The sequence below is a fragment of the Gemmatimonas sp. genome (assembly GCF_046594945.1).
Lineage (GTDB): Bacteria > Gemmatimonadota > Gemmatimonadetes > Gemmatimonadales > Gemmatimonadaceae > Gemmatimonas.
In genome coordinates this window covers 23,337-34,898 of sequence record NZ_JBKJRB010000120.1, presented here as the reverse complement: position 1 = coordinate 34,898, position 11,562 = coordinate 23,337, and the positions used below count along the sequence as shown (strand labels likewise).

Here is an 11,562-nt window from a genome sequence, read left to right as displayed (position 1 = left end):
TGGGGCTCTGGGGCTCTGGGGCTCTGGGGCTCTGGGGCTCTGGGGCTCTGGGGCTCTGGGGCTCTGGGGCTCTGGGGCTCTGGGGCTCTGGGCTCTGGGCTCTGAGCTCCCGAGGCTTGGGGCTGTTAGCTATGTGCTCTCGGCCATGGGCCGTGAGCCGTGGGCCATGGGTCAACCCAGATGACTCTCCATTGAACCCACGGCCCAGGGCCCATGGCTCATGGCCGAGAGCACATAGCCCCACAGCCCCAAGCCTCGGGAGCCGACAGCCGACAGCCGACAGCCAAGCCGACAGCTCAGAGCTCAGAGCTCAGAGCTCAAAGCCCACTTCACTCCCAAGCTCCCTTACCTTGCGTGAACCCCCTTATGCAGCTCTCCGTCCTCCAATACGACAAACTCGAGCGCGCCATTACCGATGGCACTCGGCTCCAACTGTATCGCCGTGGGAGCGAGTTCCTCGTGATCCCGGAGCGGCTCCGCCTGCACCACGGGCGTGAACTCATCGTGGCCCGTCATCCGAGTACCGGCAGCCTGCTCGAAATCTATGTGGACGAACTGGAAGGCATGGAGATCGTGAAGTGAGCGCGACGTATCCACTGGTGGCGGTCTTTGCCGATGAATCGTGTCTCGGCAACGGCAAGAGTGGTGACACGCCCGGTGGACTCGGTGCGCTGATCGAGTTCCGGAAGGCGGATGGCACGGTGCAGCGCTTCGACCTGTGGGCCTCCGAACCCGATACCACGAACAACCGGATGGCGCTGCGCTCGGTCATGGATAGCTACGAAGCCATGTCGCGGAAGGGGAATCCGCTGTCGGTGCTCTTCACGACCGATTCGCGCTACATCGTGGATGGGATGACGTCGTGGGTGCGGGGTTGGATGGCGCGAGGCTGGAAACGCGCGCAGGGTCCGGTTGAGAACGTGGAGCTGTGGCAGGCGGCGGTGGATGCGGTCGCGATGCACGAGACCCAATGGGCCTGGGTAAAGGGGCACGCTGGCCATCCGCAGAACGAGTACGCCAACCACCTCGCGACTCGGGCGGCCGCCGTACAGGATCGCTCCGACGGCCTCGTGGTGTCGTCGTTCGAAGAGTGGTGGGCCGCGCAGCCGGTGCGGGCTAACACGAAGCGGGCGCCACTGTCACCATTTCCAACCGCTGATGTGTTTGCCCCCGCTCCAGCGTTACCCGGGGCCAAGACTGCGCGTCGGATGACGTAGGGACTCCGGCGCACGAGTGCCGGTCCAACTCCGGACGCTCATGTTCAAGTATCTACTCATCCTCGCGATCGGCGTAGCAATCGGGTATGGCTATGGCTGGAAGGACGCGCAAGAGCACGAAAAGAACGTCGCCGAGCGAGTAGTCGATCGCATCGGCGGCGAGACCCGTGAGCGCATGGGAAACGACGTGGATAAGCGTTACCAGGCTGCAGACGGGAAGTGAGTGCCGTGTCGCGCTCGTTGGACGATCTCGATCGTCTCGCCTTCCGCCTGTCGCGCACGGTTCGCACGCAGTACCCGCATCTCCTGACGCAGGGCTTCACGCTCACCGATCTCGAGGAACGGCTGCTGCCCTTCCGTGAGGCGCGTCGGGAAATGGCCGACGGGGGTGCCGACGCGTTTGAGCGTGCGGTTCTCCGATTGATCGCTGGAGAGCGCGGTTATCTGCAGACGGAGTCGGAGCTGCAAGCGGCGTGCACGCAGGCGTTGGCGTCGCCGTCGCCGTCGATGTCACTGGTACGGGCGTGGGCCACGACGTCGCTGAGGCTGACCCCACCAGCGAACACCGTGGGAACGGAGCGCCTGACAACACCGACGGCGACGGTCGGTAGCGATCGTACGGCTGAAGCCAAGCCGGACATTAAGCCGTGCGGCTGTCGCTTCTGCGGAAATCGGCTACCGGAGAACCGGCGCATGACCTTCTGCCCGCACTGCGGCATGGACATGACCAAGCGGCAGTGCCCCGCCTGCAGCACCGAGCTCGACGTGAACTGGCGCTTCTGCGTGACCTGCGGTCGTAGCGCCGACCTGCCCGAGATCGCGACGCCGATCCGCCGCGCCGGCTAGTTCCGCTGCGCTCGCTGAATCCGGTCGATGACGTGCGGTGTATACTCGTGTATGCCTCACGTTTTTCCTGTCCGTTCATTGGTTCGACACCTGTGGCGTCGCGCCTCGGCGCTTGGCCTTGGCCTCAGCGCGGTGTTGGCATCGGGGTGCGCGGCGGCGATACCCGTTGGCGCGCCCGTGAGCCCTACGACGGCAGCGGCGCCGGGCGGCGCTCCCACGACGCCCCTTGCGCAGCCCGCGCTGCGCTGGCCCGTGCGGACGGTCGAGCACATCGATCTCTGGCTGCATGCCTTTGCCCTGATCAGCGAGGACACCACTCGCGTACGGCTCTATCGCAACGGGTACCGTGATTCGTTGGTCGTCGTGAAGAACCAACGCAATGTGCTCACCAGTCTCGACGCCAATCGCGCCACGCTCGCGAGGCGATTGCCCTTGGCCGGCGGGTATTTGTCGGCGCAGTTTCTCCCGTTCGAATTCTCGAACTGGGACGCCATGAAGTACGCGATCGAGCGTTTCCTGCAATTCGAGGGTGACCCGCGGCGCGCTCCTGATCGCGAGACGCAGGCACGCGTGGCGATGCTCGCGTCGATGTTTCCAGGCGCGGCCGACCGCGAGTGGCTGCGACTGTTCCTGGCGGGCGTAATCGACGAGCAGGAGCGATTCTTCAACGCCGAGCACTCGCGCGTGATTCGCACGCGGGCGCCGGTGATTACGTCGGTAGACAGCCTCTGGCAGCAAGTGTATCGCGTCAAGTTTGAACGATTCCTGAACAATACGTCGCAGCGGCAGGGCGATCTCCTGTTGTCGCTGCCCATTGGCGGAGAAGGGCGCACGGCGGCCGGCCCGAACCGACAGACGATGGTGGCCGTGCCCTTTCCGGCGCGCAGCCAAGATGCGGTGCACGTGCTCTACGTGCTGGCGCACGAAGTTACCGGCACATTGGTCGGATCGGTGGTAAGCGACAACACGACGCCAGCCGAACAGCGTGCTGGTGTCGCCGACCGCTACGTATCGATAGGTCAGGTTCAGGCCGGTGCGATGCTGCTGGCGATTATCGCCCCGGAGTTGCGCGACGGGTACGTGCGATTTTACGTCGAGCAAGCCAACATCCGCAGCTCGCGCACTACGGCGTACAACGCGCTCTTCGACACCGGTTTCGCCCTACCGCCCGCCATACGCGAGGCGATTCAGCGGCAGATCGACATTATCTTGAGTGGTATCTGATGCTGACGCGTGTTCCTCAGGCTCACCGAATCCATGGCTGACATACCGCGCACCGCGCTCGAGCGCGTGCTCGCCCGCGCCAGCGAACTCCAGACGACGACCGCCGACGGCGTGGAGAGTGTGTCGGAGGAGCGTCTGCTCGAGATCGCGAAAGAAGTCGGGCTCGATCTGGCGCATGTGCGTCAGGCGATCGCCGAGGAACGGTCGCGTCTGCCGATGTCGGAGACAGAATCGGGCCCGATGCTCGACAGTCTGGGGCCGGCCGCGGTGGGCGCCCAGCGCACGGTCCCTGGTACGCCCGACGATATTTTGCGTCGTCTTGATTCGTGGATGCCGCGCATGGAGTCCCTCTCGACACGTCGTCGCATCGGAGACCGGCAGAGCTGGGAGCCTCGCCACGATCCGTTCGGCAACTTTCTTCGCTCATTCGGCGTGGGCGGCCGGCGCTTCGATCTGGTGCGCGTCGATCAGGTGACCGCGAGCGTAACGGCGATCGACGGGGCACGCAGCGTGATCCGACTCGACGCCGACATCGCCGGCATGCGTCGAATGCAGCGGAATCAGGTCGTGGCGCTGATCGGCGTGCTCGTGCTGCTCTACGCCGTGGTCGCGGTACCGGTGGTGTTTCTCGTTGGCACCGGCGTTGGCACCGGCATTCTCGCGGGCGTCACGGCGTTCGCGGGCGGTGCCGGCTTCCTCGGCTGGCGCGCGCTGCGTCGGGCCTATCGAAACTCGGTGGACCGCATGCATCTGCGACTGGAGCAGCTGCTCGACGAACTGGAGCAGGACCGCCTTCGTGAGCCACAAAATTTGCTGCAGAAAGTCGTGGGGCAGATTACGGCGCGGTAACCAACTCCAGCACGAACGCGCGGCGCCGCACGCGCTCTACGAGCCAGCGTACGCCCATGTTGCTCATCACGAGCATGGAACCGGTCATCAGCAGCGACTTCACCTCGCGACGCGAGATCTTCACCGAGCCGCCGGGCTTGAGCATCGCGGTGCTCTGCACCAGATCGCGCAGCGTGGCGTAGGCCAGCAACAGCGGCAACATGCAAAACAGGCGGATCGAGATGGCGCGCCGTGGAATGAGCAGCAGGTACATGCGCGCTTCCTCGAGATCGTGCCACGCCAGCTGAATCAGTTGCGTCAGCGCTTCGCGGTTCTTCGCGATCAGTTCAGGCGCAAGAATACTACTTTGCGAACTCCCGTGCGCGCGCAGTAACTCCTCGGGCACGTACACCGAGTTTTCCTTCTCCGCATCGGCCGCCACGTCCTTCAAGATGTTCACCGTCTGCAACGCCTCCGCGAACGCGCGACACCGCTCGCGCAGAATCGCATACCGCTTGGTGCCGATGCTCGACGAATGCTCGTGCCACAGATCGGTCAGCATGTAGCCCACCGTTCCCGCCACGTAGTAGCAGTACTCTTTGTATTCGTCGACCGTTTGAATGCGAATGCCGTCGGGATAGAGCAGCACGAACTTCCGCATTCCGAGCGCCATCTCGGTCACCCACTTCTGCACCACGGCGCGCGTTTTCGGCGGCAGCACCGAGAAGTGCGCGAACACGAGGTCGGCATTGAGCGTGAGCGACAGATGCGCTTCGTCGCCGACCAGCGGCTTCACGCCGTGCCGAAAGCGGTCGAGCGCAGCGTGATCACTAAAGGCCGCGAGGAAATCATCGAACAGTGCAGCCTTGACCTGCGGATTGACCGCGGGTGCGTCTTCCACGGTATCGGCGATGCGGCACAACAGATAGGCGTCGAGCACGGCCTGACCGAGAGCGCCCGGCAATACTTTGATGCCGAGCGCGAAGGTGCGCGACACCGCCGGCAGGATCGCCTCGCAGAAGCGGGCGGCATCGCGCTGGGCGAGGGCGGCGGTGACGGCAGTGGGCAGGGTCATATCGTGCAAGATACGAGGGGCGAGGGAATGGCGTGAGCAAGTCTGGACTCGGAGGCGTGACGCGGAGGCCTTGCCGCGGCCACCTGGGGGGCACGAGGTTCCAAGAGTGATCGAGCCACCTCCCGATTTCCGCGGTGTGTTCCGCACCGACCTGCTCGCCCGGGCGCTGTATGCCGAGGGCGCTGGGATCGCGCGGTGTGTACCGGCGGGGGTGGCCGTGCCGGCCGACGCCGACGATCTGCCCGCGCTGATGCGCTGGAGCAAGCGCGAGGGGGTGGCCCTGATACCACGCGGCTCGGGCAGCGGCATGGCGGCGGGCGCCGTGGGTCCCGGTGTGATCGTCGACCTGAGCCGCCTACGTCACCTGAACCCGGTCCAGGTGGAGGGGCGCCGTATCCGGGTCGGCGCCGGTGTCACGCGGGGCGAAGTCGATAGCGCGGCACGGCGCGAAGGGCTGCGCTTTCCGGTGGATCCGTCCAGTGGCTTGTTCTGCACCATTGGCGGCATGGTCGGCGCCAACGCGGCAGGTGCGCGCAGCCTCACGTTCGGCGCCACGCGCCCGTGGGTGCACGGCGTGCGCTGTGTGTTCGACGACGGCACCGACGTGTGGGTCCGACGCCATGCGCCGTGGCCGGTCGGCGTGCCGGCGGTGCGACGATTAGCCGACGCGATGTCGCAGATCAGCGGCCAGCTCGGTACCGAGATCCCGGCGTACGCGCTTACGCACGCGGGTGTACGCAAGGAATCCTCGGGCTACGCGATCGTCGACGCGCTACGCGCCGACGGGCATCTGGTGGACCTGCTGGTCGGCAGCGAGGGCACGCTCGCCATCTTTACCGAAGTGGAGCTCTCGCTGATTCCCGTCGCGGGTGCGACGGCCACGATTCTGGCGATTTTCGATTCACTGGAGGAGGCGACCGCCTGTGCCGTGGAGGCGCGCATCGATGGCGCGACGGCATGCGAACTGTTGGATCGCACATTCCTCGACGTCGCGGCCACCGATGGCCCTACGGGCATTCCACCGCACGCCGATGCGGTGCTGCTCATGGAGGTTGAAGGGGAGTCGGCCCCGGAGGCCTTCCATGCGCTGACACAACTGGCGGCTCGCGCCACGCGGCATGGCGCGAGCGAGGTGCATACCGCCGTCGACGCCGACGACGAGCATCGATTGTGGGCGCTACGTCACGCGGCGAGTCCGATTCTTTCGCGCCTCGCTCCGCGGCTCCGTTCGATGCAGTTCATCGAAGACGGCTGCGTGCCACCCGACCGCTTTCCCGACTACGTGCGGGGCGTCCGTCGTGCGCTCGAACATTTCGACATGCCCGGCGTCATCTTTGGACACGCCGGCGACGCGCACGCACATGTGAATCCCCTGGTGGACGTGACGCGCAGTGGATGGCGGGATCGCGTCTACGGCATCCTTGACCGCGTGTGCGAGCTGACGGCGGTCCTGGGCGGCACCTTGTCCGGCGAGCATGGCGACGGCCGTCTGCGGGCCCCGCTGATGGACCGCGTGTGGGGGCTCGAGGCGCGCGCGGCGTTCGCGCATGTGAAAGACGCCGCTGATCCGTCGGGCGTGCTCAATCCCGGCTGCAAGATCGCGCGCGACGGCGACCGTCCGTTTGCCGATCTCCGCCATGATCCTGACGCCGCACCGCTGCCGACGGCGGCACGGGCGGTGCTCGATGACATTGAACGCACGCGGGATTGGAATCGATTTCGACTGGACAGCGTGCTCGAGTAATTCCGCTACCGGCCGGCATCGCCGTGCCTGATGCGGCGATCGCGTGTGCGGGCTCGTCGTTCGCGTGACCGTCGACTGGCAGGAGCGTTGGCGCGAACGGAGGGCTGACCGTACGCGCGTGGTCCGTGGTGATCCGCGGCGGAGCGGTTGTCGTCGCATCACGAACAGTGTGTTTAACTGCAAAATGGCGCTAGGATGGCACTACTATGGCACGAGAATGGCGCTATCGCGAAGATATCAGTCGGTTAATCCAGCGCGAATCGCAGCGAGAATTGACAGCAGTAACGCACGCTGTTCCGCGGTTAGCATTGCCATTGTCGTCAGATCGGTCGCATCGATCTGCGGGTCGAGCGTGGCTAACAGCGCCTCGCCCGCTGGCGTAATCGTGCAGAGCACCTGCCGGCGGTCGGGGCGGGATCGATCCCGGGACACCAGCGACGCCTGCTCCAGTTTATCGAGGAGGCGGGTCACGGTTGACCCCTCATCGATCATGCGATCCCGGATGGCTAGCGTGGGCAGCCCCTCACTCCCGGCGCCGCGTAAAATGCGCAGCACATTGTACTGGGCGAGGCTGAGACCATGCGGTTCCACGACCCGTGCGAACCGCCGGTTCACGGCTGACGCCGTCCGCATCAGGGCGATCGTTGCCTCCTGCGCTTGCGAGCGGAAGGGCCGGGATTGCTGGATCTCTTCCTGAAGCGTGCGGACGGGCGGGCAGGCGAACATGAGGAACGGCTGAGAGGATCGTGCCGGGCGGTAATGTCGCCGCCGACGATATTGGCGATATTACGCCATTACCGCATCGCCGCTAGCGCCTCATTCACCCGATTTCTCTGCCATGCCGCTCTCTGATGCCGCGATTCTCCGCGAGCCCAAGATCACCGTGCTCGCTCGTCCCCAGTTCGTCGAGGCCAGCCATCTGCCGGTGCAGTGGATCGGCGAGTCCACCGACGGCGAGCGGCTCGCCGAGTTTGCCGGCCGCCTTTGCTACATGAGTCAGCGGAATCCGGCTGGCCGAAGCACGCGCGACTATCTCGAGAACATCAAGAAGCAGGGGCATGGCAGCGTGCTGGAACATGCGAGCTACTCGATCCTGTTCGAGGGGGTGAGCCGGTCGCTCACGCATGAACTGGTGCGCCATCGCGCCGGCTTTGCCTACTCGCAGCTCTCGCAGCGCTACGTCGACGAGAGCGATGCACAGTTCGTGATGCCGCCGGCGATGATCGGGGACGAACCGCTCGAACAGGCTTGGCGCGCGCAGGTTACGAGTGCAGTGGAGAGCTACATCTCGCTGGTGGAGTCGCTGATGACTCGGTACGCATGGGTGGACGACAAGGTGCACCGCCGCAAGATGGCGCGTGAAGCCGCGCGCGGAGTGCTGCCGAACAGCACGGAAACGAAGATCGTGGTCACGGCGAACGCGCGTGCCTGGCGTACGATGCTCGAGCTCCGTTCAAGCGAAGGGGCGGAGCTGGAGATTCGTCGTCTGGCGGTGATGGCGCTGCGAATTCTGCAGCATGAAGCACCGGCCTTCTTCAGCGACTTTGACATCTACGAAGGAGCCGATCGCCGAGACGCGGCGCGCATCAGCTACCACAAAGTGTAGCGCGCCGGCCGCGCTGTCACGGAATCGTAGCGCTGGGGACGACGTACCTCGTCCGTTAAAGTATCCGCGGCCGGAGACGATACCTCGTAAGCATGGATCGTCTCGTCCCTATTCTGCCATTCCGACGCCCCGGCTTCTCGCTCATCGAGGTCCTGATCGTCGTCGTCATCCTTGGGTTGATGATGGCGATGGCACTACCGCGGATCTCCGAGATGAAGTCGCGGAGTTCCCTCCGCGCGGCACGACAAGGCGTCTCGGCGCTCTTCGCCTCAGCTCGCGCCGCCGCGGTCCAAAAAGGGAAAGTCGCGACACTCACACTTTCGGGGACCTCCGCGAGTGTGATGGTCTTGAGTGGATTGCAAGGACAGCCCGTCACCATCATGGGCCCCGTGCGATTCGACCAGCAATTTGGCGCGACCCTCGCAGCATTGTCGTCCGCGCCCCTCTCGATTCGCTACGACGCGCGTGGTCTCGTCACGCCATCATCGGTCGCTATCACGCGTTACCGGCTGAGCGTCGGGGCATACGCCGACACGGTCTGCGTCAATGGCGTCGGACTCGTCATGCTGAAGGGGTGCGAGTTATGATCGGGCGGACCTCCCGTTGCACCCGTTCGCGCACCCGTTCGCGCACCCGTGCACGCACCCGTCGTGGCGCGACGCTGATCGAGTTGCTGATCGCGAGTGTCATGTTGGTGGTCGCCATCGGTGGGCTCCTGAATACGTCCGCCGAGATTGCCGAGCAGATGGGCGGGAGCCGGAACCAGCTCATTGCGGCCGGCGTCGCGCAGGCGCGCCTCGACTCACTGGCGAGTATCTCCTGCAACGCGCTTGGGGCGGGTTCGCTCGCGAGCGGAACGGGCGTGACACGTGGCATCCGCGAAAGCTGGACCGTGACCCGGACGACTTACGCTCGACAGATCTCACTCACGCTGACGCTGCCCCGGCGATCGCAGACCTTCCGATACTCGACTCTCGTACCCTGCGCATGATGCCACATACTCGCTCGCGACGACGCGGCGGGACCTTGGTCGAACTCCTGATCTCGATGGTGATCCTGGGAGTACTCGGAACGTTGGTCGCGCGGATTATGATGGATCAGCAACGCGCGTTCCAGCGCATGACCGAGCAAACGGTCGTGCGGCGCGAGCTTCGCTCGGCGATGTCATTGCTGCCCACCGAACTGCGCGGCGTGTCGAGCGTCGGTGGCGACATCACCGCATTCGACAACATGTCCATTTCATTCCGCGCGTCACTGGGCTCGTCTGTCGTCTGCGCACGCACCGCGACCACGGTCGATCTGCCGCCGGTCGGCGCGGCGCGCATGGCGCTGACCTCTTGGGCCTCGTTACCAAACGTGGGCGACGCCGTCATGCTGCTGCGTCCGGATTCCTCTGGGCAGAAGGGGGATTTCTGGAGCACGCATACCGTCACGAACGTCAGTGTGCTCGCGGCACCCTGCGTCGGGACCGTGTACGTGCACCCGATCGCCGATCTTTTGAAGACTGGACTTCGACTCACCGTCACACCAACGCTTCCCGATTCGGTGCTCGCGGGTTCGGCCTTGCGACTCGTACGCCCCACACGCTACGCGCTCACTCAGGTCGCCTCCGGTCGCTGGTATCTTGGCCGAAGCGAGTTCGTGGGCGGAGCGTGGACGGCCGCCATCCCGGTGAGCGGTCCATACCAGCCGGCATCTGCCAGCGGCACCGGCGGACTTTCCGTCGCCCTCTACGACACGTTGGGTGTGAGCATCACGACGCTGGCCAACGCGCCAAAAGCCGCGCGGCTGGACGTCGTGTTACGCGGTCGTGGACGCAGTAGCTCCCGAGTGGCGGGCAGTTCGATCACGGCGATTGAAGACACCATTGCCGTCCGCGTTGCCTTGCGGAACCGGCGATGAGAACAGTACTCGTGCGCGATCGTCGCGGGACGGCACTCATTATCGTGATGATCGCCGTGGTCGTGATCGCCGTGCTTTCGACCGGCGCGTTCATGACGGCCTTGCAGGAGTTCAAGTCGAGCCGCGGCGTGCTGATGGAGCAGCGTGCGCTGGCGGTGGCGGAGTATGGCGCCAACGCGCAGTTCGATGCGTGGACGACCGCGAAGACGCAGATGGCGGTCGGGGCGGTCGATTCGTCCTACGTGGTGGGCGTTGCCAGGGGCGACACCGCGCGGGTCAGCATCATGCGCCTGAATGCATCGACCTTCTCGCTCGTGTCCATCGGACGTGCCAGCGCTGGGAACGGCGCGCTCGAGGCGCAGCGCGCGGTGAATCAGCTGATTCGACTCAACAGTGCAAACATTACGCCTGGTGCGGCGATCATGTCGATGGGCAATATCGACGTGAAGGGATCGATCGACATTACCGGAAAAAACACGCCACCGCCTGGCTGGGCCGACTGCGCGGGCTACAGCTCGCGCGACACGTTCGCGATCGCGTACAATCCGGCGAAAACCGCCACGGTGCAGAAGCCAGTTACGCAGGCCGTGGGAGGCACCTACCAGGATCCACGCGCCGGCGATGCGAGCACATTCACCGTGTTCGGGACGGAGACGTTTGCGTCGCTGGCGGCAAAGGCCAACGTGATCACGACGGGCGCAAGCCCGGTGCCGACCGGTTCGGCTTCCACGTGTACGTTTTCGGCCTCCAACTGGGGTGAGCCAAATCGTGGAATCGGAACGGTCGAAGGCTGCGCCAGCTATTTCCCGATCATCTACTCGAATGGCGACCTGTCGCTGAACGGCGGTCGCGGCCAGGGGATCCTGCTCGTCAACGGGAGTCTGCGCACAAACGGCAACTTCAAATTTGTCGGCTTGATCGTCGTCATGAATGACTTCCGCCCGAACGGCACCGCCGATATCTACGGCAGCGTGATGATTCGCAACTCGATCGACAACAACACGCTCGGCAACGGCAACGCGCGGATCGCCTTCTCCCACTGCGCGGTGGCAAAATCATTGGCGGCACTGTCCAGACCCGCGCGCACGCGGTCGCGCGGGTGGGCACAGATGTTCTGAAC

14 protein-coding genes are annotated in these 11,562 nt (G+C 64.9%); 12 read left to right on the top strand and 2 right to left on the bottom strand.

Features of this window, described 5'->3' with window-relative positions; translation table 11 throughout:
* The first annotated feature begins 366 nt into the window (after positions 1-366).
* The 6 genes from ACLL97_RS14630 to ACLL97_RS14605 are packed head-to-tail and all read left to right on the top strand — an operon-like array spanning position 367 to position 4,136.
* Positions 367-582, top strand: coding sequence for a hypothetical protein (locus tag ACLL97_RS14630; protein WP_411281212.1), 216 nt, complete (start codon positions 367-369; stop codon positions 580-582).
* Positions 579-1,217 (top strand): ribonuclease H, encoded by a 639-nt coding sequence (locus ACLL97_RS14625; RefSeq protein ID WP_411281211.1) that lies wholly within the window; start codon positions 579-581, stop codon positions 1,215-1,217. The genes ACLL97_RS14630 and ACLL97_RS14625 overlap by 4 nt, the downstream gene beginning before the upstream one ends.
* A gap of 40 nt (positions 1,218-1,257) precedes the next feature.
* A complete protein-coding gene (locus tag ACLL97_RS14620) occupies positions 1,258-1,440 on the top strand; it encodes a hypothetical protein (RefSeq protein WP_411281210.1) in 183 nt (60 codons plus the stop codon).
* A 5-nt stretch (positions 1,441-1,445) separates the two neighbouring features.
* Entirely contained in the window at positions 1,446-2,063 is a 618-nt protein-coding gene (locus ACLL97_RS14615) for a zinc ribbon domain-containing protein (RefSeq protein ID WP_411281209.1), read from the top strand.
* A gap of 51 nt (positions 2,064-2,114) precedes the next feature.
* Entirely contained in the window at positions 2,115-3,287 is a 1,173-nt protein-coding gene (locus tag ACLL97_RS14610) for a hypothetical protein (RefSeq protein ID WP_411281208.1), read from the top strand.
* A gap of 33 nt (positions 3,288-3,320) precedes the next feature.
* Positions 3,321-4,136: a hypothetical protein gene (locus ACLL97_RS14605; RefSeq protein ID WP_411281207.1), complete on the top strand. Its 816-nt coding sequence runs from the start codon at positions 3,321-3,323 to the stop codon at positions 4,134-4,136.
* Here the strand turns inward: ACLL97_RS14605 and ACLL97_RS14600 are convergent.
* Positions 4,123-5,190 (bottom strand): phytoene/squalene synthase family protein, encoded by a 1,068-nt coding sequence (locus tag ACLL97_RS14600; RefSeq protein WP_411281206.1) that lies wholly within the window; start codon positions 5,188-5,190, stop codon positions 4,123-4,125. The genes ACLL97_RS14605 and ACLL97_RS14600 overlap by 14 nt on opposite strands.
* Before the next feature lie 106 nt (positions 5,191-5,296).
* Between ACLL97_RS14600 and ACLL97_RS14595 the strand changes: the two genes are divergently transcribed.
* The gene (locus tag ACLL97_RS14595; RefSeq protein WP_411281205.1) at positions 5,297-6,934 is read left to right on the top strand and encodes an FAD-binding oxidoreductase; all 1,638 of its coding nucleotides are present in this window, start codon (positions 5,297-5,299) and stop codon (positions 6,932-6,934) included.
* 237 nt (positions 6,935-7,171) lie between these two features.
* Here ACLL97_RS14595 and ACLL97_RS14590 read toward each other — a convergent pair whose 3' ends face one another.
* Positions 7,172-7,660, bottom strand: coding sequence for a MarR family winged helix-turn-helix transcriptional regulator (locus tag ACLL97_RS14590; RefSeq protein ID WP_411281204.1), 489 nt, complete (start codon positions 7,658-7,660; stop codon positions 7,172-7,174).
* Positions 7,661-7,772: 112 nt separating this feature from the next.
* Between ACLL97_RS14590 and thyX the strand changes: the two genes are divergently transcribed.
* From thyX to ACLL97_RS14565, 5 genes are all read left to right on the top strand, one after another.
* Positions 7,773-8,540, top strand: coding sequence for an FAD-dependent thymidylate synthase (gene thyX, locus ACLL97_RS14585; RefSeq protein WP_411281203.1), 768 nt, complete (start codon positions 7,773-7,775; stop codon positions 8,538-8,540).
* Positions 8,541-8,632: 92 nt separating this feature from the next.
* Complete coding sequence (locus ACLL97_RS14580) at positions 8,633-9,127, top strand: Tfp pilus assembly protein FimT/FimU (protein ID WP_411281202.1); 495 nt, start codon at positions 8,633-8,635, stop codon at positions 9,125-9,127.
* Complete coding sequence (locus ACLL97_RS14575; protein ID WP_411281201.1) at positions 9,124-9,531, top strand: hypothetical protein; 408 nt, start codon at positions 9,124-9,126, stop codon at positions 9,529-9,531. The genes ACLL97_RS14580 and ACLL97_RS14575 overlap by 4 nt, the downstream gene beginning before the upstream one ends.
* The gene (locus ACLL97_RS14570) at positions 9,528-10,442 is read left to right on the top strand and encodes a type II secretion system protein J (RefSeq protein WP_411281200.1); all 915 of its coding nucleotides are present in this window, start codon (positions 9,528-9,530) and stop codon (positions 10,440-10,442) included. Before ACLL97_RS14575 ends, ACLL97_RS14570 begins: the two co-directional genes overlap by 4 nt.
* A complete protein-coding gene (locus tag ACLL97_RS14565) occupies positions 10,439-11,560 on the top strand; it encodes a hypothetical protein (protein WP_411281199.1) in 1,122 nt (373 codons plus the stop codon). Before ACLL97_RS14570 ends, ACLL97_RS14565 begins: the two co-directional genes overlap by 4 nt.
* Positions 11,561-11,562: the final 2 nt, after the last annotated feature.